The following is a 25,397-nucleotide window of genomic DNA, read 5'->3' as shown; positions in this document are numbered from 1 at the left end:
TCAGCGGACCGGCGACGACTCCAGTGCGGCGTCGAAGAATTCACGCTCCAAGCGCACCGCCTCGCGGAACGTCGTAGCAACGCGCCCGCGCACCTCGGCAGACACAGGCTCGACGGCGTCAAATTCCTCGCGCAGCCAGGCCACCCACGCGTTGTACCCGGGGTTGTTGTGCAGGCGGATCCAATCAGCATGCTTCGGTGCGGCAGGCCAGGTGGCGCTGTCCCCGGCCCGTGCGGCCCAGTCGCCATACAGCCATTCGGCGACGAGCAGGACTGCAAGGACGTCCGGGTAGGACCGGGTGGCCAGTGCGTTGCGCATCAGCGCGTCGAAGGAGCGCGTTGCTGCTCCCAGTTCCGGTGCGAGCCTGTCCTCCTCCGGGACGCCGAGTTCGTCGAAGCTGTCCTCGAAATAGGTGTTCTCATCCGAGGCGAAGGCGCCCAGGACCCTGGCGAACACCAGCCGCGACGGTAGCGAAGGCGCTGAGGCAACCGCCTGGCCCAGGAGTGCGGTGAAGGCATCGCAGAACTGGTAATCCTGCACCAGGTAGCGGCGGAGGTCCTCGTCTGCGAGGCTGCCGTCGATCAACCGGTCAACGAAGGGATGATTGATGGCCGCATCCCAATCGGCGGCGGAGGCGTTCTTCAGTTCTTCGGCAAAGCCCATGCGTGCGTGCTCCTGGTGCTCGGTTGAATGGCCTTTCAACCGTAGCCTGCAACGTCCCGGCGGCGTGAAGTGTGGCGCTGATGCACCGAGCCTTGGAGGAGCTCGGAGAGCCGGCCGCAGCACGTCGCCATCGAAGCCCAGTCCCTTGAGGTCAGGCCAAGAGACATCCCGGGTCACCCGCCAATGCGACGGCGCTGACCTGAGCGCTAATCGTCGGTGAAATCCCCGGCATCCCTGCGGAAGGTGCCCAGGACGCGGATGAGGTGGTCGACGTCGTCGTCCTCGAAACCCGACTTGCCGAAAACGTCGGCGTTGAGCGCCGCCGTCGCTTTTTTCGCAAGGGTGCGGCCCTCGGCGGTGAGCTCGATCAGCGTGGTCCTGCCGTCCGTGGGGTGCGGCGAACGGGCCACCAAGGCGGCCCGTTCCAAACGGTCGACGGCGTTGGTCACCGAGGTGGGATGCACCTGGAGGAGGGCGCTGGCTTTGTTCATGGGCAAGGCGCCGCTGCGGGCGAAGCTGAGCAGGGCGAGGAGTTCGTAGCGCGCGAAGGTCAGGCCGAAGGGTTTGAGGACCGTTTCGATGCGGGCCAGGAGGATCTGCTGCGTGCGCATGATCGCGGTGATTGCAGCCATGGGCGCGGCAACATCGCCCCAACCATGCCGTTCCCAGTTCCGTTGGGCGTCGGCAATGGGGTCTCGGGGGAGCGGGTTGCCCATGGGCCTCCTTGGTGGTGTGGGGGACTAGTCTTTCAGATTTGGGAACTCTTCTTCCGTGTATTCCACGCCCAACCCGGAGGGCAGCGGTCCGTCTCCATGCCGTTTGATCTCCGTGCCGCGCAGCTCAACCCGGCGGATCTTGCCTGAGATGGTCTTCGGCAGTTCGCCGAATTCAAGCCTGCGGATTCTCTTGAACGGTGCAAGGTGCTCCCGGGCGTAACGGAGGATGTCCTCGGCGACGGCGGGCCCGGGTTCGAAGCCGGAAGCGAGCACCACGAACGCTTTGGGCACCGAGAGCTTCACCGCGTCGGGCGAAGGTACGACGGCGGCCTCCGCCACTGCGGGGTGTTCGATCAGGACGCTTTCGAGTTCGAAAGGCGACAGGCGGTAGTCCGATGACTTGAAGACGTCGTCGTCCCGGCCGACGTAGGTGATCACACCGTCAGCGTCACGGCTGGCCATATCGCCGGTGTGGTAGTAGCCGTCGCGGAAGGCTTCCGCCGTTTTCGCTTCGTCGCCAAAGTAGCTTTTCATGAGTCCCACGGGCCGCGGGTCCAAGCGCAAGCAGAGCTCGCCGTCGTCGGCTTCCTCTCGGGTGACGGGGTCCACCAGGACGACGTCGTACCCGGGTAGCGGCCGCCCCATGGAACCGATCTTCACCGGCTGTGCAGGGGTGTTGGCGATCTGGACGGTGGTCTCGGTCTGACCGAAGCCGTCCCGGATGGTCACGCCCCAGGCTTCCTCCACCTGGCCGATCACCTCCGCGTTGAGGGGTTCGCCTGCGGAGACAACCTTGTGGGGCGGGTTCTTCAGCTGCGTGAGGTCCGCCTGGATGAGCATCCGCCACACCGTGGGCGGGGCGCAGAAACTCGTGACACCCTCGCGGTCCATCTGTTCCATGAGGGCTGCGGCACTGAAGCGATCGTAGTTGTAGATGAAAACGGAGGCCTCGGCGATCCACGGGGTGAAGACGTTGGACCACGCGTGCTTGGCCCAGCCGGGAGAAGCGACATTGAGGTGGATGTCGCCGGGTTCCACACCGATCCAGTACATGGTGGACAGATGGCCTACCGGGTACGAGGTGTGGGTGTGCTCCACCAGCTTGGCCCGCGATGTGGTGCCCGAGGTGAAGTAAAGCAGCAGTGTCTCGTCCGCACGTGTGGGGGCATCGGGAGTGAAGTCCGTGCCGGCGTCGTGGGAGTCTTCGTACTGTTTCGCATCAGCGTTGGTACGTTCCCCGCCAACCTCGATGAGCGTGTAGTTTCCTGTGACCTCTGCGAACTTGCCGATGTTCCCGCTGCCGACAGCAACCCAAGCCGCCCCGCCGCGCTCCACCCGGTCCTGTAGGTCGCGGGCACCCATGAGCGTGGTGGTGGGGATCAAGACGATGCCGAGCTTGATTCCCGCCAGCATCAGCTCCCAGAGTTCCACCTGGTTGCCCAGCATGACGATCATGTGCTCACCGCGTTTGACTCCCTGGCCGCGCAGCCAGTTGGCCACTTGGGACGACCTCTCCGACAACTCCTTGAAGGTGCGCCGGGTGGAACTGCTGTCCTGCTCGACGATCACCAGTGCTGCTTGGTTTTGCCGTTCCGGGGTTGCGGCGATCTGGTCGAACCAATCCAAGGCGAAGTTGAAATGCTTGAAGCGGGGCCACTGGAACTCGCTGTGGGCCTGCCCGTAATTCTCGCGAAGCTCAAGCAGGCGGTCGCGGGCCGCACGGAAGTCGTCGGTGACTGTCATAGTCCGCCTTTCGCTGGGGCATCGACGCCGGACCCGGCGCCCGTGGGCCGCTGAGCCGGCCTAGTGATCCACATCACCTTGCAATATACTAGGACATCCAAGGGTTTGGAAGAGCCTGCGCGGGACATGACGAAGGGGTCACATGCTCGACGAAAAAGCCGGCACGGCCACAAGCGGTGCAGCCAAGGAAAATGTCCTCCCTCCTTATCCGGAGGCGGACCTGATGTACGTGGTGGACCTGCTCCCCGACGGGGAACGCGCCCGCTATGCCGAAGTGCGCGAGTTCCTTCAGGGAGAGGTGCGGGCCGCCAGCATCGACTACTGGAACCGGGAAGAGTTCCCCTTTGGCTTGCTGCCCGACATGGCCAAGTTTGGGCTCGGGAGGCTGCAAACGGATGGCTCATCGAAGCTCTTCAAAGGGCTCATGTACACCGAGATCGCCAGGGCGGACGTATCGCTCTCCGCGTTGGTAGGCATCCACAACGAACTCATCGTCGGAATGATCCACGAGCTGGGGTCCCCCGAGCAAAAACAACGGTGGTTGCCGGGGCTCGAAACCTTCACGCAACTGGGCGCCTTCGCGCTCACGGAGCCGGAGCACGGCTCCGACATCGCCGGAGGGCTCTCGACGACGGCGCGGTGCGACGGCGGCGAATGGGTCATCAGCGGCGCCAAGCGCTGGATCGGGGCCGGGACCATCGCGGACTTCGCCCTGGTGTGGGCCCGCGACGAAGCCGACGGGCACGTCAAGGGGTTCATCGTGGAGACGGACCGACCCGGTTACGCGGCAACAAAGATCACGCACAAGATCGGCCTGCGCATCATGCAGAACGCGGACATCGTCCTGGACGAGGTTCGCGTGCCCCTGGACAATCTCCTTCCCGGTGCCACCGAGTTTTCCCGCGCCAACGATTTGTTGCGCGACTCCCGGGCGTGGGTCGGATGGCAGGCTGCCGGGATCCAGCTCGCGGCCTTCGACGTCGCCCGAAGCTACACCTTGAGTCGGTTCCAATTCGGCCGGGAGTTGGCACGCTTCCAGCTTGTCCAGCAACAGCTCGCGGACATCCTGGGCAATGCCCACGCTTCGCTGTCCTTGATGGTGGAACTCGCCCGGATCCAGCAAGCGGGAAAGCTGGAGATGGTCCAGGCTGCCATGGCCAAGGCCACCACCACGCGGTTGGCCCGTGCCTCCGTGGCGATGGGGCGCTCGCTGTTGGGCGGCAATGGGATCAGCACGGATTACGAGATGGGGAAACTCTTCGGAGACGCCGAGATCCTCTATACCTACGAGGGCAGCTACGAGATCAACTCGATGATCGTGGCCCGGGCGGTGACGGGCAAATCGGCGTTTGTGTGAGGGACACAGGCACTGCCTCTGTCCTTCATACCTTTGCGCGCTCTTGGTCCTGATGCCTCGCGTGCTGCCGTCCGTGCTCTGGGTCCGTTCGCCGCGCTGGATGTGCCTGCCGGCCTAGTACATCCGCAGTGCAGGGCGAATCCACGCGCGCGGCAGCCTATCTCCGCATGGACGTGTGGTGGTGGTTTCGTCGGGGTGTTTGGGTGGGGTCGATGTGTGGTGGTGGGGTGAACCAGGGGATGCCGTTGTTGGTGGTGATTTTCCATTGTTCTTTGTGGATGAGGTGGTGGTGGTGACTGCAGAGGAGGACGCCGTTGTCGACGCTGGTGGGTCCGCCGTGTGACCAGTAGGTGATGTGGTGGGCTTCGCACCAGGGTGTGGGCATGGTGCAGTCGGGGAAGGCGCAGCCTTGGTCGCGGGCGTTGAGGGCTTGGCGGATGGGTGGTGGGAAGATCCGGGTGGTGCGGCCGATGTCCAGGATTTGTCCGTCGCTGCCGAGCAGGACGGGGAGGATGTCGGCGTCGCAGGCGATTTTGCGGAGGGTGCTGGGGTGGATCGGGCCGGCGAAGGTGGCTGATGCGCTGCTGAGTCTCCGGCCGGTGCCGGTGCCGGTACCCGTGTTGCCGGGTTCGCTGTGGCTGCCTGTGTCGCCGGGGTCGTTGCCCGGCCCGGTGCCGGGGTCGTTGCCCGGCCCGGTGCCGGTACTGCCAGGTTGGCTGCCTGGCCCGGTGCTGGTGCTGCCTGTGTTGCCCGGCCCGGTGCTGCCGGGTTCGCCGCCTGGCCCGGTGCTGGTGCTGCCCGTGTTGCTGGGTGGGTTGTTGGGTGGTGTGGTGGGGTTGGTTTGGAGGTGGGGGAGGAGTTCGTGGGCGTGGATGTAGGTGGTGAGTTGGGGTTTGAGGCCGCCGTTGGCTGGGAGGCGGCCTGTTTTCAGGGCCAGTGCGCAGCCGCCGACGAGGCCGTCGAGGAGTTTCTGGGCTCGTGAGCGGCGGTCCAGTTCCACGACCTGTCCGCCCTGCCCGGCGTGATCGACTTGTCCGGCTTGCCCGGTTTGTCCGGCGGGGGTGGTGAGGTTGGTGGTTGTGGTGGTTGCGGGTGCCGTGGTGGTGGCTTCTTGGGGTGTGGTTGTGTGGGCTTGTTGATCCGTGGTGTTGGGGGTGAGTCGGGGGTTGGTGGCGGTGTTCATGACGGTGGCGAGGGTTTCGTATTGTTCGGCGGTGGCGAAGATTTCGATGTGGTGGAGTCCGCGTCGGGGTTTGCGGATGAAGGCGCCTTGGAGGGTTCCGAGTTCTTCTTCGCTGGGTTCGGGGCCGTCTTGGTCGATCCGGTTGATCCAGCGGCGGGCGGTTTTGCTGACGAAGTCGGGGTCGGTTTCGGTTCCGGTGCGGGTCAGGGCGTGCTCCATGGCGGTCAGGGTGTCGGGGTGGGCGATGAGTGCTACCTGGTCCAGGGCGCCGGTGATGATGGTCGCCGTGCGGGAGGGTAGGAGTGCCGTGGCCAGGGCTTGTGCGAGTTCGGGGTGTCGGGGTGGGAGGGGTTCGCCGGTGAGGGTGGTGGAGGGCAGGAGGGCCGCGGCTTGGGACAGGCGGCGCCGGGCTTCGCGGATCTCGATCCGCAGCCGCGCGCGTAGGAACTCCGCGGCGTTCCGATACCCGTCATCAAGCACGGAGCCGTGGACCCGAACCCCGGCCACGTCCGTGACACCAGCACCAACACCAACAGCCCCAACACCACCAGCGCCCGCACCCGTACTGCCGCCGCTGCTGGTGCTGTCGCTGCTATTGGTGCTGCCAGTGGTGTGAGGGCTGATGGTGTGAGGGCTGGTGGTGTGTGGGCCGGTCCGGGCGGGTGTCTCGTCCTCGGTCCAGCCGGTCCGCCACCCCGTGATGCCGCGTGACCCGGCGGCTGCGGTGCCGGCGTGTTTGGCTTCTTCGCGGGTCCGTTCCACCGCCTGGGCCGCGACAATTTGGAGGTACTCGATGGTGCGGGCGAGTTCCTCGACCCGGCCAGCGAAATCCGCCGCTTCCCCGAAATCGAACAACCCCGCTGCCGGGAGGGCCGTGGCTCGGAGGGTTTCAAGTGCCGTGGCCCCATCATCCAAAACATCACTCAAAGAGGCGCCCAGACCACCACCCAGGGCCCCAAGGGCACCAAGGGCATCGTCGAGGGGCTCGTAAGAATCCCCAGGGGATGGTGTCGACCTTCCCTGCAGGAGCTGCGCCGGGTCACCCGGCATTTTTTTGGTCACGCCCTTGGCATCAAGCAGCAGCCCGGCAACACCCGGGATGGCCCCGGAACCCGCGGCAGGAGCCATTCCGGACGCACCCGTCCGTGACGCCTCAACCTGTTCGCTGAATCCCATAAACCCACCCTTTCACCACACCAATCCCCCGTGACCACCCCACCTTCCCTATGTGGAAAACCCGCTCGAATGGTGTCGGCGGACATGACTAACGCGTGGCGCCACACATTTCGCGAAATCCGGGATCGTCGAAATTTTGAGCGCCAAATCCATAAGGATACTTACTATGATTAGAGGCGGTAAACGACTAACTTGACTACAGGAGCCCGGGCATGACTCAGCGGACTGTTTCGGATCTGATCGTGGAACGCCTCAAAGCATGGGGTGTGGACAGGGTGTTTGGCTACAGCGGCGACGGCATCAACGGATTCATGGGTGCCCTCCGTCGCGCCGAGGACCACGTGGAATTCGTGCAGGCACGGCACGAGGAAGCTGCGGCCTTCATGGCGGTGGGCCACGGCAAATACACCGGCGGGGTTGGGGTGGTTACTTCCACCCAGGGTCCCGGCGCAGTGCACCTCCTCAACGGCCTCTACGACGCAAAGATGGACGGCGTGCCCGTAGTGGCGATCATCGGACAGCAAAGCCGGACAGTCCTGGGATCCGCCTACATGCAGGAGATCGACCTGCTCACCCTCTTCAAGGATGTCGCGGCCCAGTTCGCCCAATTGGCCAGTTCCCCCGAACAGGTCCCCATGCTGATCGACCGGGCCTTCCGGGCAGCGCTGGAAACACGGACCCCGTGCGTCGTGATCGTGCCGCACGACCTGCAAACCGCCGAGGCCCCCGAACTGGAGCCCGAACACGGCATTGTGGTCACCGCTCCTGTCTGGCATCCAGCGAGGGTAATGCCAAGGGACGAGGAACTCGATGCCGCCGCCAACATCCTGTCACAAGGCGAACGGCCGGCCTTCCTGGTTGGCCAAGGCGCGCGCAACGCCCAACAAGAAGTGGTGGCGTTGGCGGAAAAGCTCAACGCGGGCATCACCACCAGCCTCCTCGGGAAACCGTACGTGGACGAGAGCCTGCCCTTCGCCGCCGGGACCATGGGCCACCTCGGCACCACCGCGAGCGCGCACCTCTTGGAGAACTGCGACACCCTGCTGATCATCGGCTCGAACGATCCTTGGACGGAGTTCTACCCACGGCCCGGCCAGGCCAGGGCGGTGCAAATCGACATCGATGGCAGAAAGATCGCCAACCGGTACCCCGTGGAACTCGGCCTCGTGGGGGACGCCGCCGAAACCCTGCGCCAACTGTCCGCCCGCTTGGACGCGAAACAGCAGGAGAAGGAAAGCCAGCGCGCCCAGTGGCGTGCCGACGTCGAAGACCAGGTCCGCGCATGGCGGAAGCTTTCGGAAGAACGGGCGCGGATCGCTGCCAGCCCGGTCAACCCGGAACTTGTTGTTCGTGAGCTGAACGGCCGGCTCCCGGACAACGCCCAGGTGAGTATCGACGTCGGCAGTTGCGTCTACTGGTACGCGCGCCAGTTGACCCTTCCGCCCGGAGTCCCGGCCCACTTGTCCGGGACCCTCGCCAGCATGGGTTGTGCCATCCCCTACGGGCTTGCCGCCAAACTCGCCAGGCCGGACCAGCCCTTGGTGGCACTGGCCGGCGATGGCGGAATGCAGATGCTGGGCGTCGCCGAGCTGATCACGGTTGCCCACCGCTGGCGCGATTGGTCCGACCCCCGGTTCGTCGTGTGCGTTTTCAACAACCGGGACCTTGCCGAAGTGTCGTGGGAAAAGCGCGAAACCGAAGCCGAGCCCCGCTTCAATGCGAGCCAGGAACTGCCGGACTTCCCGTTCGCCGGCTATGCCGAGTTGCTTGGCCTGAAGGGCGTCTGCGTGGACGATCCGGCGCAGCTTGGAGCCGCTTGGGACGAGGTGCTGTCAGCCGACCGCCCCGCTGTGCTGGAAGTCCTCACGGACCCCGGCACCCCTTTGCTCCCGCCCTTCCCGACCGGTGAACAGAAGCTCGGGGACATGCAGTCCGCACTCAAGGCCGAAGGTTCCGACGGCGGGCATGCGCGGCGTCTGCTCGATGCGTACGCGGATGGGGAGGCGCGGTTGCGGGACTCTTGAGATGCTGAAGGGGTGACCACACTCTCCATGGATGCGCCGCGGACCGCCTTGAGCTGGAAACTCCTGCCCGCGGGGCTTCTCTCGGTGTCCGGAATCCCGTTGTTCGCCCTGGGCAACGATCTGCTGGGCTACTCCTTGGTCACGCTCAGCCTGGTCACGGCCGCGTTCATCGACCGGAGTTTGCTGCGGCACCTCGCCTTGATCGCCGCGGGGATGGTGATCATCAGCCTGGTGCCGCTCAATGCGGACCTGAGCCTGGAGCACATGGCCCTCATGGGCGGCGCATTGGCCTTGGCGGTACTGGTTCCTTGGCTGGTTTCGCGCTTCGCCTACCGGGAAGACATCATCAGGTTCCCGGTCAACACGGGGCGGAAATGGCCCCTCGCGGCCAAGCTCTATTTGGTGGGAGTGGTAGCCCTGGGCTACTTCATCCTGCCGGCCTACCTGATCAGCACCGGCGTCTACCGGAACTGGCCTGAGGCCTCGGATCCCACCATCTTCTGGCGGCTCTTCCTCGGGGTTAATACCGTGGGCATCTGGGACGAACTGTTCTTCATCTGCACCACGTTTACCCTGCTGCGGCACCATTTCCCGGATTGGTTGGCCAACCTGCTCCAGTCCGTGGTGTTCTGCTCGTTCCTGTGGGAGATCGGCTACCAGTCATGGGGTCCCTTGCTGACGTTCCCGTTCGCACTGCTGCAGGGCTACACCTTCAAGCTGACCAAGTCCTTCACGTACGTGGTTTCCGTCCACCTGATCTTCGACTTCGTGCTATTCCTGGCGCTGGTGCACGCCCACAACCGGGAGTGGCTGCCAGTGTTCATCTACTAGCAAACGGTCTACCGAAGCGGAACTTTTCGGTATGCCTAACTTTCGGCTATCCTCGCAATATCATTACGCCCCAATGACGAGGATTGCCCGTGGCAACACCCACCCTGGAAAAACGAGCAGCCCCCGGCCGTGTCTGGTCGCGGCTGCTGCTGCTCGGCCCGGCTTTCGTGGCCGCCATTGCTTACGTCGACCCTGGGAATGTTGCCGCCAACCTCACGGCAGGCGCCAACTACGGCTACCTTCTGGTCTGGGTCCTGGTGGTAGCCAACGCCATGGCCGTACTGGTGCAATACCAATCCGCCAAGCTGGGACTGGCCACGGGTATGAGCCTCCCCGAAATCCTCGGCAAGCGCCTGGGAAACAAGCGGAGGCGCGCCTACTGGCTGCAGGCGGAAATTGTCGCAGGCGCCACTGATATGGCCGAAGTGATCGGCGGTGCCGTGGCGCTCAACCTGCTGTTCGGCCTCCCCCTGCTGACCGGCGGCGTCATCATCGGCATTGCGTCAATGCTGCTCCTCACCCTGCAATCGCGGAGGGGGCAGCGCTCCTTCGAATACGCCATCCTTGTACTGCTGGGGGTCATCGCGGTGGGCTTCATGTCCGGCTTGGTGGTCAGCCCACCGGATCCGGGTGAAGCACTCGGCGGGCTGCTCCCGCGCTTTGAAGGCACGGACACCGTGCTCCTCGCCGCCAGCATGCTCGGCGCCACCGTAATGCCCCACGCCATCTACTTGCACTCCGCGCTGGCCCGGGACCGCCACGGGTTCTCCCCGGATCCGATCATCCGGACCCGCCTCATCAAGGCCACGCGGTTCGACGTCGTGGGCGCGTTGCTGCTGGCCGGCGTCGTCAACATCTCCATGCTGCTGCTTGCGGCCACGAGCCTGCGTGGGATCGAGGGAACGGACACCATCGCCGGAGCACATGCGGCCGTCACATCAGCGCTGGGTCCGGCAATCGGCGTCGTCTTTGCCATCGGCCTGCTGGCCTCCGGGCTGGCCTCTACCTCCGTGGGTTGCTATGCGGGCGCCACCATCATGGGTGGCCTGCTGAAGGTCCGTGTGCCGCTGCTGGCCCGGCGGGTCATCACACTCATCCCCGCGTTGATCATCCTGGGCGCCGGAATCGAACCGACCCTGGCCTTGGTCCTGAGCCAGGTGCTGCTGAGCTTCGGCATCCCCTTCGCCTTGATTCCGTTGATCCGGCTCACGGGCAAGAAGGATGTCATGGGGCTCCACACCGACTCCCTGCCGCTGAAGATCGCGGGATGGACCAGCGCTACCCTGATCGTCGGCCTGAATTGCGTGCTGATCACGCTGACGTTGTCAGGCCAGGGTTAGTTCAGGCGGCACCCGCGGCCAGGCCTACGGGCTGCTTCCCGGCGCAGTCCTCGGCGGGCACGTAGTCTGCGTGTCCGCCGGCCAGGCTGGCCTGGCACTCGGCCACGCGGTGTTCAACATCGCCGTGCACGGCCGAGGTGATGGCTTCCACCACGGCGATCTGGCCGGTGGTGTCAGGTACGCCGGGGAACTGGACCTGCGGAACTTCCTCGGCGATGGTCGCCGGCGCTTCGGTCACTGCGCGCATCCGGACCAGGGCTATCGCGGAAATCAGGAACCAGGCCACGTTGGTGACCACTGACGGCCACGCCCCGTGGACGGCGCCGTTGATCATGAAGGCGACCGCCCCGATCAGGTTGGCCGTCTGGAAACGTCGGCCCGCTTTCAACCAGCCCATGGAGACGCTCAAGTAGGCACTCAGGATGAGTACGGCGCCTGTCCAACCGGCAATTTCCCACAGCAATTCCATGGTGGCCTTTCAAAAAAATGTGCCCGTCGTGCTTAGGTGCTGTGCGGGAAAATGGGGAGTGGCATGACTTGCCAGAGCTAAGTTACCAAGCGCGCACAGTCACGTTCAATAGGTGATCAGCCACCTCACTGTGTGATTCTGCACACGACGCTTGCAAGGCCCAGTCGACCCCGCCGTTCCTCTCTCACCAAACACCCCCCTTCCGCCGTTCCTCTCTCACCAAACACCCCCTTTACCGGAAGGCTCTATCATCTGCACTCCGGCAGCCAACGGAACCTGTGTTTCGCGAGTCCGGCGTACCGCCACAACTCCCTTTGGATGGGGAAAGTGCCGACGCGCCGGGCCAGTGGGCTTCCGACCACCTTCCGGTCGTCAAAGTCGGTGGTAGCGGCACAGCCCTGCGTAGCGGATTACGACGGCGGTCGGCTCGCCGGGCAGCGGACGGCCACCAGGCGCCGCCCCCCCGTCGAGCAGCCTCCCTACTCCCAGGCGTCCTTGTCTACCGAGATCTCCTCGGCCATGTCGTCCAGGAAACGCATCACCACGTCCCTTTCGGCCGGCGTGAGGCGGGCTGCGGCCAGGAACCGGCGGGCGTGCTGCCTGCCCACGGTTTGCATGGCAGCCTCATGGGTTTCCGGTGTGATGGCAATGGCCAGGGCCCGCCGATCGGAGGGATGCGGCTGCCGGGTGACGTGACCAGCGCGTTCCAGGCGGTCCAGCAACTTGGTGGTGGACGCCGTCGAGATCTGCAACTGGGCGGCGATGGCGCCCGGCGTGGCGATGACGCCCCTGTTCGCGGAGACAATCAGGTAGTGGAGCGCCCGCATGTCCGAGGGGTTGAGCTTCATGTACTTGAGCGAGGCCTCGGACAAGCGCTCTTCCGCGTCGCGCAGCCGACCCAGGGCAGCCATCAGTTGACTGATCTGCCGCAGGTCGGCGTCGCTGAGCCCACTCCTGTCCACGAGTTGCTGCAACGGATCGTTGGCTTCCATGTCGTAGAGACGGGAGGAGGACGCAGCGTCAACTTCTCCCTTTTTGAGCATGAAAGTATGTTACACCTAACTGCCTACATGGTAGTCTTTTTTCTAGCTTGTCTAGCAATAATCGCGTTGGAGGAAGGCTCACCATGAACACCGCAGAGATGGTTGTCCTTCTGGACGATGCCGGCACCCCCATCGGGGAAGCCCTCAAATCCCGGGTGCACACAGAGGACACACCCTTGCACCTCGCCTTCTCCTGCTACCTCATGAACCGCGCCGGCGAGCTGCTCCTGACCCGCCGCTCCCCGGAAAAGAAAACCTGGCCTGGCGTGTGGACCAACAGCTTCTGCGGACACCCCGGCCCGGGAGAAGATCCGGAGGAAGCCGTCATGCGGCGGGCACGCTTCGAACTGGGGACGGACATCACCCGCCTGGAACTGGCCCTTCCGGACTTCCGCTACAGGGCGGTGGACCCTAGCGGCGTGGTGGAAAACGAACTCTGCCCTGTCTACGTCGCGCAGATCCATGGGGAACTCCGGCCCAACCCTACGGAGGTGGCGGATTGGGTGTGGGTCTCGCCGGAGCTTTTGTCTGGAGCACTCGAACATACGGCCAGCGCGTTCAGCCCATGGCTCGCCCTGCAGTTTCCCCAACTCCTTGAGGCCAAGGGCCTCACGCTTGGAGTCTCGGCATGACCACCATGCCGAACATGGTCCGGGCCAGGCCACATCTCTGCTCGGCCATCGAGGGCGAACTGTCCGCCCTCATTGGCGGGCGGACCAAGACCGCTGTCCGGTACGGCCCCGAATTCCACCGGCTCTGGAAGATCGCCGGGGAAAACGTGCTCGGCGGAAAGTTCGTCCGCCCCCTGCTGCTCGTGGAGACCTACGACTCGCTGACAGAAGCAAACGCCCGGGACCGCGGCACTGCCATCTCCATCGCCGCCGCCATCGAACTCCTGCACTATGCCTTCCTGCTGCACGACGATGTGATCGACGGCGACCTGGTGCGCCGCGGGCGGCCCAACCTGATCGGGTCCCTCCTCGCGGAGGCCGGTCAACTGCCGCCGTCCGGGGAAAGGCCCGACGCCGGCCGTCCGGACAGCGCGCTGCACTGGGCCCAGACCGGCGGCATCCTGATGGGCGACATGCTGCTCGCCGCAACCCACCAGGCGTTCGCCCGCGCGGATCTGCCGCAGGAAACCCGGATCCGGCTCTTGGACCTGCTGGAACACACCATCAATGAAACAGTGGCCGGAGAACAGATCGATGTGGGCCTCGGAGATGGCATTATCGCCCCCGAACTCGAAACCATCCTGACCATGTGCGGATACAAAACCGCGACGTACACGTTCGAACTGCCCCTGCGCGCCGCGGCGACGCTTGCCGGCGTCGAACCTTCCACGGAGTCCACACTGGCAGCGGCGGGCCGCCACCTGGGCCTGGCGTTCCAGCTCCAGGACGACCTCCTGTCCACCTTCGGGGATCCGCGCCAGCACGGCAAGGATCCTTTTTCCGACCTCCGCGAAGGCAAGCAGACGGCGATCATCGCCTACGCGCGGAAGACCAGCGCGTGGGCCGGGATCGAGCCATGGTTTGGCCGCGCGGACCTGGGCGGCAGCGACGCCGAAAGAGTCCGGGAGCTGCTGTCCGGGTGCGGGGCGGAAACCTTCGTCCAAGGCCACATCGACCAACAAACGCGTGAATTCCGCAAGGCCATCACCAGCGCAGGCATCCCCGGCGGAGCCCGCGATGTGCTGCTGGAGCTCGCCGGACAACTCGAAGGACGCCAATCATGAGCCTCGACGTGAACACCTCCTTCAGCCACTTCACCCGCACCGCCGAGCGGGCCGCCAACCAGGTCATCGCGGCGTACTCCACGTCCTTCGGCCTGGCCACGCGCCTCCTGGGTCCGCGGCACCGCCAGCACGTCCGCAACATCTACGCCCTGGTCCGCGTGGCTGACGAGCTGGTTGACGGCGTCACCGCCGAGGCCGGACTGAGCCGCAAGCAGCAATGCGAGGCCCTGGACCACTTTGTGGACGAAACCCACCGGGCGCTGAAGATCGGGTACAGCAGCGACCTCATCATCCATGCTTTCGCACAGACTGCCCGGGTGGCGGGAATCGACGAGACCCTGGTGGACCCCTTCTTCGCTTCCATGCGCACCGACCTCGGTGCCCAGGACTCGGCGCCGGCCGCACCGCTCCGCTTCGACGCCGCTGCCCACCAGGGTTACGTCTACGGTTCGGCCGAGGTTGTGGGACTGATGTGCCTCAAGGTCTTCGTGCGGGGGCAGGCCATGGACGACGCCGACGCTGCGGCCTTGGAGTACGGCGCCGGACGGTTGGGGGCTGCTTTCCAGAACATCAACTTCCTTCGCGACCTCTCCGACGACACCACGCGCCTGGGCCGCAGCTACCTCGGGACCGCGGACCACCTGGAAGACGCGGACCGTGCCGAATGGGTGAAAACCATCCGTTCCCAACTGGCCGACGCCAACGCCGTCATCCCCTTGCTCCCCCACGATGCCCGCGCGGCCGTGCGCAGCGCCCTGGCACTCTTCGCAGCGTTGACCCGGCGGATCGAGCGGACGTCCGTTGCCGAACTCTACGAGTCACGGGTCCGCGTGCCCGATGTCTTCAAAGCCGGACTGGCCGCCCGCGCGGTCGCCGCAACCTGGTTGGAACCCCGCTCATGACCAGGACAGTAGTGATCGGCGGTGGCATTGCTGGGCTTGCCACCGCCGCGCTCCTTGCCCGCGAAGGCCACGAGGTCCAGCTCCTGGAGAAGCTCCCGCGGGTGGGAGGCCGCGCGGGAACGCTGGAACGGGACGGCTTCCGCTTCGACACCGGCCCGTCCTGGTACCTCATGCCGCGCGTCTTCGACCATTTCTTCGAGCTGCTTGGAACCAGCACGGAGGAACAGCTGGATCTGCGCACGCTGAGTCCCGCTTACCGCGTCTTCAGCGAACCGCACGACGCCGGAACCCGGCCCGAGCCGTTGACCGTCCCCTTGGGCAGCGACCAGGTGCGGGACGCATTCGAACGCCTCGAACCCGGCAGCGCTGATCGCTTGCGAGCCTACCTGGACTCGGCCCGGCACACCTCTGACATGGCCGAACGGTTCTTCCTCTACAACCCGTTCACCCGGCTCAAGGCACTCCTGCAGCCCGATGTGCTCCGGGGACTCCCCGAGCTGGCCCGCTTGTTGGCCACGCCCTTGGACAAGTTCATCGCCCAGCGCTTCCAGCATCCCGTGCTGCGCCAGGTGCTGGGCTATCCGGCAGTGTTCCTGGGGACCAATCCCGCGGATGCTCCCGCCATGTACCACCTCATGAGCGCCCTGGACCTGGGCGATGGGGTGCAGTATCCGATCGGTGGCTTCTGGGAACTCGTCCAACGCCTTGAAGCCCTGGCCGTGGAGGCCGGTGTCCGGATCCACACCGATGCCCAGGTGCTGCATATCGCCACCAGGCAAGCCCAAACCAAGGGCCAGGAACGCTTCACGCCACACGGCCATTTCCAGGGTCCGGCACCGTTCCGCAGCAGGCGCTCCCGCGAGGTCACAGGCGTCAAGTGGCGGGACGCAAGCGGAGCCGAGCACTTCAGCGTGGCGGACACCGTTGTGTCCGGGGCCGACCTGCACCACACGGAAACGCAACTGTTGGACATCGCGGACCGCAGCTATCCGCGTTCGTGGTGGCAGCGCCGGACAAGCGGACCAGGGGCGGTCCTGGTGATGCTGGGAGTCCGCGGCCAGCTCCCCGAATTGCCGCACCATTCACTGTTTTTCACGCGGGACTGGGAAGCCAACTTCGAGGCGATCTTCGGCAAGCCCTCGCGAATTCCGGATCCCGCTTCGATCTATGTCTGCAAGCCCAGTGCAACGGACTCCGGTGTGGCTCCGGGTGGCCACGAGAACCTGTTCGTCCTGGTGCCCATCCCGGCCGATCCATCGCTGGGCCCAGGCGGCGCGGAGGGCACGGGAGACTCGCGGATCGAGGCCATCGCCGACGCCGCCATTGACCAGGTCGCCGGCTGGGCGGACATTCCGGACCTCCGTGAGCGCATCGTTGTCCGGCACACGATTGGCCCCGCGGATTTTGCCCGGGACTACAACTCCTGGCGGGGAGGCATGCTGGGACCGGCGCACACCCTGGGCCAGAGCGCCATGTTCCGGGCGCAGAATGCCTCCAAGAAGGTAGATGGTTTGTACTACGCTGGGGCCACCACGGCGCCCGGGGTCGGTGTGCCCATGTGCCTGATCAGCGCCGAACTGGTCCTGAAACGGATCCGTGGCGACCACAGCGCCGGGCCAAGCCCCGTGCGCCGCCGCAGCACCACCGGCAGGAAGGTTGGTTGATGGGCTTCGTGTACCTGGCAGCCCTGCTCGCCGGCATCGGATGCATGCTGCTCCTTGACCACCGGTTCCGGCTCTTCTTCTGGCACGACGCCAAGGCAGCGGCGATCGTCACCGCCGTCGGGCTGGTGTTCCTCCTCGGCTGGGACTTGGCGGGAATCGGCCTGGGCATCTTCCTGCGGGGCGAAGGGGCCATAGCCACCGGAATCCTGCTGGCGCCCGAACTCCCCCTCGAAGAGCCGGTGTTCCTGCTGTTCCTTGTTCTCTGCACCATGGTCCTGTACACGGGCACCCGGCGGATCCTCGAGCGGCGGGTGCAGACGCAGGTAGCCCCGGGCAGTTCCGAACGCGAACGGGAGCACGCATGACGTACTTCTGGCTCGCCCTGGCGTTCGTAGGTGCCGCGGCTGTTGCCGGTGCGGCTTTTGCAAGGAGCACGACGGCGGCACGCGCCATCGCGGCCGGCGGCAGCCAACGTGGGAACGGACAGCGGGACGGCACCGCCAAGGGGCCCTCTGCAGCGCATTGGCGGGCCGTGGGGCTGGCCTTTGCTGCCTTGGCGGTCCTCACGGCGGTGTTCGATTCAGTGATGATCGGCATGGAGCTGTTCCACTATGACGAAGCCCATCTCCTTGGCGCGAAGATCGGCCTGGCACCGCTGGAGGACTTCGCCTACCCACTGGCCGCCGTCCTGCTCCTACCCGGGCTGTGGTTGTGGTTGACACGCCGCACGGCTGCCCACACGAAGGCGGCCACCTCGGAAGATGCCCGCGACTCCGTGAGCCCCAATCCCCCGGTCCCCTCCGGATCCCGCCCCGCCGGACTGTTTTCCCAAGCCATCCTCGCCTCGAGGCCGGTGAGCTGGATCAACACGGCCTACCCCTTTGCCGCGGCCATGCTGCTGACCAACCGGGAGATCGACTGGGTGCTCATTGTGGGCACGTTCTACTTCCTGATCCCCTACAACCTGGCCATGTACGGAATCAACGACGTGTTCGACTACGCCTCGGACCTGCAGAACCCCCGCAAGGGCGGCATCGAAGGCGCCCTCCTGCCGCCCCGGCTGCACCGTCCCATGCTGTGGCTGGCCGCCATCACCAACGTGCCGTTCCTGGTGGTCCTGGCCTTTGCCGGCGGGCCCGCCGCGTGGGTGAGCCTCGCGGTCAGCGCCTTCGCCGTGGTGGCCTACTCCGTGGCCGGACTGCGCTTCAAGGAACGCCCGCTGCTGGACTCCATCACGTCCAGTACGCACTTCGTGAGTCCCGCCGTCGTGGGTTTGGCGCTGGCCGGGGCGGACGTGACGGCGGGCCTCCTGATCCTGCTGGCCGCGTTCTTCGTCTGGGGCATGGCGGCGCATGCGTTCGGTGCGGTGCAGGACATCGTCCCGGACCGCCAGGCCGGCATCGGTTCCATCGCCACGGTGATCGGTGCCCGCGCAACGGTGCGGCTCGCCGTCGTGCTTTGGTTGCTGGCTGGACTCGCAATGCTGGCGACGCCGTGGCCCGGGCCGCTGGCAGCCGTGGTGGCCCTGCCCTACGTGGCCAACTGTGCGCCCTGGTGGAATGTCACGGATACGACGGCGGCACGCACCAATAAGGCCTGGCGCCGCTTCATCTGGCTCAACTACGGTTCAGGATTCCTGGTGACGCTCGTCCTGATCCTGCAGTGGAGCCTCAGCTCATGATGGCTCGTGGCCGTCGGCAGGTTCGTGGTCGATCGTGTCCAGGGCCTCGCTCATGTGCCGAAGGAAATCCATCACCACGTGGGCTTGCTCCGGGTCCAGGCCGCTGGCAACGTCCAGCATGCGCCGGTGCATGGCGCCCAGGGTGTGCCGGACTTCCTGGTCGGACGTGGGCGTGGGCCGCAGGATCAGCGCCCGACGGTCCGTGGGATGCGGTTCCCTGCGGATGTGCCCGGAATCAACCAGCCGGTCGATCAGCGTGGTCATGGACGCCGAGGTTATGCCCAACCGGTCGCCCAGGTCCTTCGGCTTCATCACGCGGCCATCAGCCTCGGCTTCGAACAGATACCGCAGCGCCAACAGGTCCTTTTCGCCCATCAGCATGGAGGAGCGGGTCCGTTTGCGCATGGCCTGTTCGGACACCCGGTAGTCCCGGAGGGCATTCAGGACGCCAACGGCGAGTTCCTTCTGTCCCGGGTCCTTCCCGTACCAATAGCCCTTGGCGTGGCCGTCTGCGTCCATCCAACAGTCCTTCGCAAAACATGAAGCTCGATTACCTAGCATCTGATAGTAAGTCCGGAGAGGTCCCTCAAGGAAAGAGGCTCTGCACGTGAAAACGAAAAACTCGGATTTTGTACGCCAAATTTTGGTGACCGTGAGCCTGGTGGTCTGCATTGTCGGCTCCATGATCGGGGTAGGCGTGTTCGGCGGCACGCCAATTGCACAGGCTGCGGGTGGAGCGCTCAGCGCGGACTCCACCCTCCTTGCCCCGGCAACGCCGGCGTTCTCCATTTGGTCGGTGGTGTACACGGGACTGGTGGCCTTCACGGTGTGGCAATGGCTGCCATCGCAGCGAAGCAACCCCCGGCAGCGCGCCCTCGGCTGGGTGGTGGCAGGGTCCATGCTCCTGAACGCGGCGTGGATCCTGTCGGTGCAGGCGGGCTGGCTCCCGGTGAGCGTCTTTGTCATCGTTGCCCTGCTCGCGGTGCTGGTAACAGCCTTCCTCCGCTACAGCCGCACCCGGGCCTCGTCTTGGGTGGAGGCCGTGGTGGTGGATGGCATGCTGGGCCTCTACCTCGGATGGACCAGCGTGGCCGTATGCGCCAACATTGCCGCGGCGTTGAAGGCAGCAGGTTTCTCAGGGTTCGGACTGCGCCCGGATGTGTGGTCCGTAGCGGTCCTGGCGGTAGTCGCCGTCGTCGGTATCGCCCTTGCAATCAAGGGCCATGGCCGCCTTGCGCTGGCAGCCGCCATCGCTTGGGGGCTTGCGTGGATCACGGTGGGCCGGAGTGCCGACGCACCCCAGTCCACGCCCACAGCCATCGCCGCGGCCGTGGCGGCGGTTGCGGTATTGGGAGCCGCGGTGATCGTCAGGACGCGCACGACGGCGGCGCCGGTGCGGGTGCGCGGTGGGCGCAACGGATAGCGCTTGTAGGCAGTGGAACATCGCTCTAGATTTGAAGCCATGACTGCTGAAGATAAGGCCGAGGACTTCGAACAGTTGGTGGACCTTATCGCCGGCACCGAAGACATCAAGGAGTTCCTGGGCGGGCTCACTGGCTTCTCCGCCGACATGATGAGCCAGGCCACCGGTGTGCACATCGAGTGCGCAGTGACGTTGCGGCGCCGGAAACGCACGGCAACCATCGGCGGGAGCAGTGAGCGGGCCGTCGTCCTGGACCGGATCGAACAAAGCCTTGGAGAGGGCCCTTGCGTTGACGCCCTGGACAGTGGCGTCCCCAAGGTCCTGGAGGACGCCGCGACTGATCCGCGCTGGCCGGACTATTCGGAGGCTTTGCTGGCCGCGGGCATCAGCAGTGCACTGGGCGTGCCCATGGACCTGGGCGACGAATCGGCGGCCGTCCTGAACTTCTTCGCCGCCGAGCCCGGGCTGTTCACCAAGAAGACCGTGGATGATGCTGTCCGGTTTGTTGCGATGTCCAGCAAGGCACTGCGGCTGGCAGTACGGATCGCGGCTGCTGACCAGCGGGGCGATGACCTCAAGGCCGCCATGGAAAGCCGGACCGTGATCGACCTCGCGTGCGGCATGATCATGGCGCAAAACCGGTGCTCGCACGACGAAGCCTTCGACATCCTCCGCCGGGCGTCCAGCGACCGGAACCGCAAGCTGCGGGATATTGCCCAGGAGATAGTGGACCGGATGGCCGGGCAGCCGCAGACGGCACCGGCACATTTCGAGGACTGACCAGCGAGATTGATCAGCAAGCTGCGTAGTCTAGACTCGCTTGAGGAATTCGGCACGTAATGATTGACATGACATAACTCACATTCTGTAAGCTGCTTTTACAGTCACGCAGCCGGCTTCCTTCGCTCTACTTCGGGGAGGTCCGCATGGGCCCCAATCCACACGCTTGGGCCAAACAGAAAGTGCATCGTCATGGCCGGGCACTTTGAACTCATCGATGCCGCCGGCGGCGATTGCCGTGTACGGCTGGTGGACGCCGACGGCACCGAGCTGGCGCTGTCCATGTGCTTCCAGGACAAGGAAACTGCCGCGAAAGGCATCTACTCCCTGCGTGAAATCGCAGCAAGCGGCCTGGTCGAGGACCACACAGCCAGCGCCAGCTAGCGGTTAAGCGCCTACGATCGGGAGTCCCGCCGTCGGGAACGAACTCGGGAAGACCGACGTCGGAGGCACCGGTACCGCCTCAAGCGGCACCGTTACCGTGCCCAGACCGACCGTGACGCCGTGGTCCCGGACCTGCACGCGGAGCGGCTCACTACTGTGGCCGGCCGCTTCCACCAGGCCAAGCGCCATGGATCCCTGGGAGAGCTCCACGGACAGCAACCGCCCCTGGACCTTCAGCCGGAACGCCAGGTCTTCCCATTCGGAAGGCAGCCGCGGATCGAAGCGCAGCACGTCTCCTTGGTCCCGCATGCCCGCGAAGCCGCACACCAGGGAACTCCAGATCCCGCCGGTGGAGGCGATGTGGACGCCGTCGATCGTGTTGCCGTGCGAGTTGTCCAGGTCGATGAACAAGGCCTCCGTAAAGTGCTTCAGCGCGAGTTCGCCGTAGCCGATCTCGGCCGCCATGATGCCCTGCACGCAGGCGGACAGGGTTGAGTCGCCGGTGGTGATGGGATCGTAGAAGTCGAAGGCGCGCTGCTTCTCTTCCGCGGAGAAATCCTGCCATTGGAGGAACATCGCCAGCACGGTATCGGCCTGCTTGAGGACCTGGTGCCGGTAGATCACCAGCGGGTGGAAGTTCAGCAGCAACGGGTACTTGGACTGGGGAGTGTTCCAGTCCCACGGCTCCAGGGTCATGAAGTCGTTGTCCTGGCTGAAGACCTCAAGGTGGGGATCGTAGGGCAGGGACATGCGTTCGGCCGCCTGCCGCCAGACCATGCGCTCGGTATCGGCGATGCCTTCGTTCTCCAGTGCCGCCGCGGCCCGCAGGTTAAAGCGCGCCATGACGTTGGTGTACAGGTTGTCGTTGACCACGGCCGTGTACTCATCCGGGCCCGTGACGCCGTGGATGTGGAACATGCCGTCCTTGCCAAAGAAGCCCAGGGAGGCCCACATCCGCGCGGTCTCGATCAGCAGGTCCGCGCCCACCTCGGATTCGAATCCCGCATCGGCGCTGGCCCAACGGTACCGGGTGGCTGCGAAGGCGATGGCTGCGGCGATGTGGAACTGCGCGGTTCCGGCAGCGTAGTAGGCACTGGCTTCGAGCCCGTTGATGGTCCGCCACGGGAACAGGGCACCGTCCACGCTCAGTTCCTTGGCCCGCACGCGGGCGTCCGGCAGCATGGCGTGGCGGGATTCCAGGACCTTCCTTGCACCGTCCGGGTTGGTGTACGTCAGGTACGGCAGGAGGTAGACCTCCTGGTCCCAGAAGTAGTGGCCCTCGTAGCCGGAGCCGCTGACGCCCTTGGCCGGAATACCCGCAACACCGGCCCGGGCGGTCGCCTGTGCCAACTGGAACATGGCCCAGCGAACCGCTTGCTGCAGCTCCGGCTGCCCGCCGATCGAAACGTCTGCCGTGGTCCAGTACGTGTTGTAGTGGGCAAGGCTCTGGGCCAGGATCTCGTTGAACGGAACCAGGTTGGCTTCGGCTTCGGCAACCAGGATCTCGCCGCGGTCCTCGGCGTCGCCCGCCGATCCGGCCACCACGTAGCTGACTGCCTTTTCCAGGCGGAAGGGCTCGCCGGCGTTGATGGCCAGGACGTAGCGGACGGACGATTCGTCTTCGGCCACGGCAGTCTCGAACGGCTGCCCCTCGTACGAAATCCAGTGGTCCACGGCCACGGCCACGCGCTGGCGCGATTCCGAAGTCTCCCAGGCCAGGCGGAGCGAACCATCGGCGCCCTGCAAGTGCAACGGCAGGAGCACCCGTCCGGCGTGGCGGCCTGAACGCCGGGGATCGTGGACCGAGTGGTCCTCCACAGGCTGGTCCTGGCGGTTGACGACGGCGGAGCTGATGTCCGCCGACACGTCACGGTCCGCGCTCACGGACAGTTCCAGGCCAAGGCAGCCGCGGGAATCGAAGCCCACTGCGCGGCGCTCCACCGTGGTGACCGTGGCCCCGGAGCGGCACGCCCACGTGGTGGTTTCCTCGTAGACGCCGGTGGCAAAGTCGATGCTCCGGTGGTAGTCCAGCACCGTCGATTCGGAAAGGCTCAGGGCCTCGCCGTCAATGGAGACAGAGAAGTTGTTGGCGTCCGGGACATACACGATCCGCTGGCCGGTACGGGCGAATCCGTAGGCATTTTCGGCGTGCTTGATGTCCCAGATCTCATGGAAACCGTTAATGAAGGTGCCCGGGAGTTCGCCGTCTCCGCGGGTGGAGTGCGCGCCGCGGATGCCAAGGTGGCCGTTGCCCAGTGCGAAGAGGGTTTCCAGGGTTCCCTCGTCACCGGGGACGTGGATGTTTTCCACAAGTTTCCAAGGCTCGCAGGGGAAGCGCAGCCGGTCAGAGCTGATGAGTGCCATGGGCTGATGAAGTCCTTTGAAAAGTCGGGTCAGAGAAGGTCGTTGAGGTCTTCGACCACCAGCGTCGCGCCGGCGTCGAGAAGGGTTTGGCGGCCGGCGCCGCGGTCCACGCCGATCACGGCCTGGAAGTTTCCCGCGCTTCCGGCCTGGACACCGGACACGGCGTCCTCAACCACAATGCATTCCTCCGTGGGGACGCCCAGCAGCGAGGCCGCGTAGGTAAACGTCGCGGGGTCCGGCTTTCCGGGGAGCCCGACGGCGGCAGCCACCTGCCCGTCCACCACCACCTCGAAGTGGTGGTCCAATCCGGCGGCCTTCAGGACCGCGGGAGCGTTGCGGGACGAGGAAACAACGGCAACGTGGAGTCCTTGCTCCAAGGCCTTGTTGATGAACTTCACCGAGCCCGGATACGGTTCCACGCCGCGCGTGTCCACGATCTCGTTGAAGATGGCGTTTTTCCGGTTCCCCAGGCCCTGCACGGTCTCGTTGGTGGGGGCATCGTCCGTCGGCCCCTCGGGCAGGGTGATGCCGCGGGAGGCCAGGAAGTCCCGCACGCCATCGAAGCGCGGCTTGCCATCGATGTGGTCGAAGTAGTCGCTCTCCTGGTAGCCCTCGGGGTGGTTTTGTTCCGCGAGGTAGCCGTCGAACAGTTCCTGCCACGCTTGCTCGTGCACCACGGCAGTAGGCGTCAGCACGCCGTCGAGGTCGAAAAGGAGCGCAGAGGCGCCCGTCCAGGCAGTACGAAGGTCAGTCATGTGCATTGTTCCGTTCAGCGCTTGTGACGCGTGGTCTTGCGTTCGATGAGCTTGGTATCGAGCAGGTGGTTGGAGGGTGGGCTGGGGGTTTCGGTATTCACGAGTCGTTCGCAGAGCAGGTTCGCCGCGAAGGCACCCTGGTCCGCTACGGGCTGGGCCACGGTACTCAAACCAAGGAACCAGCTCATGGGATGGTCATCGATGCCGATCACGGACATGTTCTTTGGCGCCGACAGGCCGTGTTCGCGCAACGCCATGAGCGCACCGAACGCCGCCTCGTCACAATGGGCGAATACCGCAGTAGGCTTCCCACCCCGGGCCATGAGTTCGGTCATCGCCCGGCGGCCGTCGTCGATGCTGGGCTCGCAGCCCACCACCTGGTCCGGGTGGACGGTGAGGTGGTGTTCATCAAGTGCACGGCTGAAACCTTGGAAGCGGGGAATGTCCTTCACAACGGGTTCATTGCCCGCAAGGACAGCCAAGTCCCAATGCCCCAACTCCAGCAGGTGGGAGGTAGCCCGCCACGCCGCATGTTCGTCATCGATACCAACATTGTCCCACGGAACATTGAGCATGCTCACGCTGGCCACTGCCAAACCGGAAGCGTCCAAGTCTTCCACTTCGCCGGGTTCCAGGTCAACATTGAGCAGCAGCAGCCCATCCACCCTCTGGGCCAATTGCTCCAGGCTGCCGAAGACCTGCTGCTTCACGCTTTTCTTGTTGCGCAGGCTGATGAGCACGGTGTCATAGCCGCTGTCGCCGAACACCTCTTCGGCCGCTTCCACGGCTTGGGCGAAGAACCAGGTGGTGGCGGTCGGGGCGATGATCGCCACCGAGCCGGTGCGGCCGCCGGCCAGGCGTGATGCCGCTGCCGAGGCCTTGTAGCCCAGTTTGCTGGCAGCCTCGGATACTTGCCGCTGGGCCTTTTCTGAAACGTTGGGGAGGTTCCGGAGTGCCCTGGAGACGGTGCAAATGGACAATCCGGAGAGGAGGGCAACGTCCTGGATCGTCGCCCGGCGCGTCCTAACCATGCAACACGGCCTCAACCCTTTCCATGCTCGAGTTCACCCTATGGTGGCGGCGTTTGGGGAGCGCCGCAGCCAAAAGTGTAAGCGCTTACAATTTTGTCATTCAACAGACTGGGGCTGGATCCGGAAATGTGAC

At 65.1% G+C, this 25,397-nt stretch carries 23 protein-coding genes; 13 read left to right on the top strand and 10 right to left on the bottom strand.

The genetic code is table 11. The features are described from left to right. The 3 genes from ACIPV6_RS06225 to ACIPV6_RS06215 all read right to left on the bottom strand — a co-directional run bounded on the left by ACIPV6_RS06225 (position 1) and on the right by ACIPV6_RS06215 (position 3,122). Positions 1 to 663 carry a TenA family protein gene (locus tag ACIPV6_RS06225; RefSeq protein WP_400270036.1) on the bottom strand — a complete coding sequence of 221 codons (663 nt, stop codon included), beginning with the start codon at positions 661 to 663 and terminating at the stop codon, positions 1 to 3. 206 nt (positions 664 to 869) lie between these two features. Further along, positions 870 to 1,379 (bottom strand): MarR family winged helix-turn-helix transcriptional regulator, encoded by a 510-nt coding sequence (locus ACIPV6_RS06220; protein WP_400270035.1) that lies wholly within the window; start codon positions 1,377 to 1,379, stop codon positions 870 to 872. A gap of 24 nt (positions 1,380 to 1,403) precedes the next feature. Then, positions 1,404 to 3,122 carry an AMP-binding protein gene (locus ACIPV6_RS06215; protein WP_400270034.1) on the bottom strand — a complete coding sequence of 573 codons (1,719 nt, stop codon included), beginning with the start codon at positions 3,120 to 3,122 and terminating at the stop codon, positions 1,404 to 1,406. Between the two features lie 142 nt (positions 3,123 to 3,264). Here ACIPV6_RS06215 and ACIPV6_RS06210 point away from each other — a divergent pair, with 142 nt between their 5' ends. Continuing rightward, on the top strand, positions 3,265 to 4,479 hold the full coding sequence (locus ACIPV6_RS06210; RefSeq protein WP_400270033.1) for an acyl-CoA dehydrogenase family protein: 1,215 nt from the start codon (positions 3,265 to 3,267) through the stop codon (positions 4,477 to 4,479). Positions 4,480 to 4,636: 157 nt separating this feature from the next. Here ACIPV6_RS06210 and ACIPV6_RS06205 read toward each other — a convergent pair whose 3' ends face one another. Beyond that, positions 4,637 to 6,838 (bottom strand): HNH endonuclease signature motif containing protein, encoded by a 2,202-nt coding sequence (locus tag ACIPV6_RS06205; RefSeq protein WP_400270032.1) that lies wholly within the window; start codon positions 6,836 to 6,838, stop codon positions 4,637 to 4,639. Positions 6,839 to 7,050: 212 nt separating this feature from the next. On the opposite strand from ACIPV6_RS06205, the gene ACIPV6_RS06200 reads away from it, so the two are divergent. The 3 genes from ACIPV6_RS06200 (at position 7,051) to ACIPV6_RS06190 (ending at position 11,033) form a co-directional block, all read left to right on the top strand. After that, entirely contained in the window at positions 7,051 to 8,862 is a 1,812-nt protein-coding gene (locus tag ACIPV6_RS06200; RefSeq protein ID WP_400270031.1) for a thiamine pyrophosphate-requiring protein, read from the top strand. A gap of 27 nt (positions 8,863 to 8,889) precedes the next feature. Next, a complete protein-coding gene (locus ACIPV6_RS06195; RefSeq protein ID WP_400270156.1) occupies positions 8,890 to 9,693 on the top strand; it encodes a CPBP family intramembrane glutamic endopeptidase in 804 nt (267 codons plus the stop codon). Between the two features lie 89 nt (positions 9,694 to 9,782). Next, entirely contained in the window at positions 9,783 to 11,033 is a 1,251-nt protein-coding gene (locus ACIPV6_RS06190) for an Nramp family divalent metal transporter (RefSeq protein ID WP_400270030.1), read from the top strand. Between the two features lies 1 nt (position 11,034). Here ACIPV6_RS06190 and ACIPV6_RS06185 read toward each other — a convergent pair whose 3' ends face one another. Together ACIPV6_RS06185 and ACIPV6_RS06180 are read right to left on the bottom strand one after the other, a co-directional pair. Continuing rightward, positions 11,035 to 11,502: a hypothetical protein gene (locus ACIPV6_RS06185; RefSeq protein WP_400270029.1), complete on the bottom strand. Its 468-nt coding sequence runs from the start codon at positions 11,500 to 11,502 to the stop codon at positions 11,035 to 11,037. A gap of 479 nt (positions 11,503 to 11,981) precedes the next feature. Further along, entirely contained in the window at positions 11,982 to 12,545 is a 564-nt protein-coding gene (locus tag ACIPV6_RS06180) for a MarR family winged helix-turn-helix transcriptional regulator (protein ID WP_400270028.1), read from the bottom strand. Positions 12,546 to 12,628: 83 nt separating this feature from the next. On the opposite strand from ACIPV6_RS06180, the gene idi reads away from it, so the two are divergent. The 6 genes from idi to ACIPV6_RS06150 are packed head-to-tail and all read left to right on the top strand — an operon-like array spanning position 12,629 to position 18,527. Beyond that, a complete protein-coding gene (idi, locus tag ACIPV6_RS06175) occupies positions 12,629 to 13,177 on the top strand; it encodes an isopentenyl-diphosphate Delta-isomerase (RefSeq protein ID WP_400270027.1) in 549 nt (182 codons plus the stop codon). Then, on the top strand, positions 13,174 to 14,280 hold the full coding sequence (locus ACIPV6_RS06170) for a polyprenyl synthetase family protein (protein WP_400270026.1): 1,107 nt from the start codon (positions 13,174 to 13,176) through the stop codon (positions 14,278 to 14,280). The genes idi and ACIPV6_RS06170 overlap by 4 nt, the downstream gene beginning before the upstream one ends. Further along, the gene (locus tag ACIPV6_RS06165) at positions 14,277 to 15,182 is read left to right on the top strand and encodes a phytoene/squalene synthase family protein (RefSeq protein WP_400270025.1); all 906 of its coding nucleotides are present in this window, start codon (positions 14,277 to 14,279) and stop codon (positions 15,180 to 15,182) included. Before ACIPV6_RS06170 ends, ACIPV6_RS06165 begins: the two co-directional genes overlap by 4 nt. Further along, positions 15,179 to 16,846, top strand: a complete 1,668-nt coding sequence (gene crtI, locus ACIPV6_RS06160; protein ID WP_400270024.1) for a phytoene desaturase family protein — start codon at positions 15,179 to 15,181, stop codon at positions 16,844 to 16,846. Before ACIPV6_RS06165 ends, crtI begins: the two co-directional genes overlap by 4 nt. Then, positions 16,846 to 17,211 (top strand): lycopene cyclase domain-containing protein, encoded by a 366-nt coding sequence (locus tag ACIPV6_RS06155; protein ID WP_400270023.1) that lies wholly within the window; start codon positions 16,846 to 16,848, stop codon positions 17,209 to 17,211. Before crtI ends, ACIPV6_RS06155 begins: the two co-directional genes overlap by 1 nt. Continuing rightward, entirely contained in the window at positions 17,208 to 18,527 is a 1,320-nt protein-coding gene (locus ACIPV6_RS06150; RefSeq protein WP_400270022.1) for a prenyltransferase, read from the top strand. Before ACIPV6_RS06155 ends, ACIPV6_RS06150 begins: the two co-directional genes overlap by 4 nt. Here the strand turns inward: ACIPV6_RS06150 and ACIPV6_RS06145 are convergent. Next, positions 18,522 to 19,046: a MarR family winged helix-turn-helix transcriptional regulator gene (locus ACIPV6_RS06145; protein WP_400270021.1), complete on the bottom strand. Its 525-nt coding sequence runs from the start codon at positions 19,044 to 19,046 to the stop codon at positions 18,522 to 18,524. The two genes, ACIPV6_RS06150 and ACIPV6_RS06145, sit on opposite strands and share 6 nt — an antisense overlap. 88 nt (positions 19,047 to 19,134) lie before the next feature. Between ACIPV6_RS06145 and ACIPV6_RS06140 the strand changes: the two genes are divergently transcribed. The 3 genes from ACIPV6_RS06140 (at position 19,135) to ACIPV6_RS06130 (ending at position 21,114) form a co-directional block, all read left to right on the top strand. After that, positions 19,135 to 19,950 carry a TspO/MBR family protein gene (locus ACIPV6_RS06140; RefSeq protein ID WP_400270020.1) on the top strand — a complete coding sequence of 272 codons (816 nt, stop codon included), beginning with the start codon at positions 19,135 to 19,137 and terminating at the stop codon, positions 19,948 to 19,950. A 39-nt stretch (positions 19,951 to 19,989) separates the two neighbouring features. Next, on the top strand, positions 19,990 to 20,730 hold the full coding sequence (locus ACIPV6_RS06135; RefSeq protein WP_400270019.1) for an ANTAR domain-containing protein: 741 nt from the start codon (positions 19,990 to 19,992) through the stop codon (positions 20,728 to 20,730). Positions 20,731 to 20,922: 192 nt separating this feature from the next. Further along, the gene (locus ACIPV6_RS06130; RefSeq protein ID WP_400270018.1) at positions 20,923 to 21,114 is read left to right on the top strand and encodes a YegP family protein; all 192 of its coding nucleotides are present in this window, start codon (positions 20,923 to 20,925) and stop codon (positions 21,112 to 21,114) included. Positions 21,115 to 21,117: 3 nt separating this feature from the next. Here ACIPV6_RS06130 and ACIPV6_RS06125 read toward each other — a convergent pair whose 3' ends face one another. The 3 genes from ACIPV6_RS06125 to ACIPV6_RS06115 are packed head-to-tail and all read right to left on the bottom strand — an operon-like array spanning position 21,118 to position 25,264. Next, complete coding sequence (locus tag ACIPV6_RS06125) at positions 21,118 to 23,478, bottom strand: glycoside hydrolase family 65 protein (RefSeq protein WP_400270017.1); 2,361 nt, start codon at positions 23,476 to 23,478, stop codon at positions 21,118 to 21,120. A 29-nt stretch (positions 23,479 to 23,507) separates the two neighbouring features. Continuing rightward, complete coding sequence (locus ACIPV6_RS06120; RefSeq protein ID WP_400270016.1) at positions 23,508 to 24,239, bottom strand: HAD family hydrolase; 732 nt, start codon at positions 24,237 to 24,239, stop codon at positions 23,508 to 23,510. A gap of 8 nt (positions 24,240 to 24,247) precedes the next feature. Continuing rightward, positions 24,248 to 25,264 carry a LacI family DNA-binding transcriptional regulator gene (locus tag ACIPV6_RS06115; RefSeq protein ID WP_400270015.1) on the bottom strand — a complete coding sequence of 339 codons (1,017 nt, stop codon included), beginning with the start codon at positions 25,262 to 25,264 and terminating at the stop codon, positions 24,248 to 24,250. Between the last annotated feature and the right edge of the window lie 133 nt (positions 25,265 to 25,397).

Origin of the sequence: Paenarthrobacter sp. NPDC089988 (assembly GCF_044748465.1) — a bacterium.
Taxonomy (GTDB): Bacteria; Actinomycetota; Actinomycetes; order Actinomycetales; family Micrococcaceae; genus Arthrobacter.
This window is presented reverse-complemented; position numbering and strand designations above follow the sequence as displayed.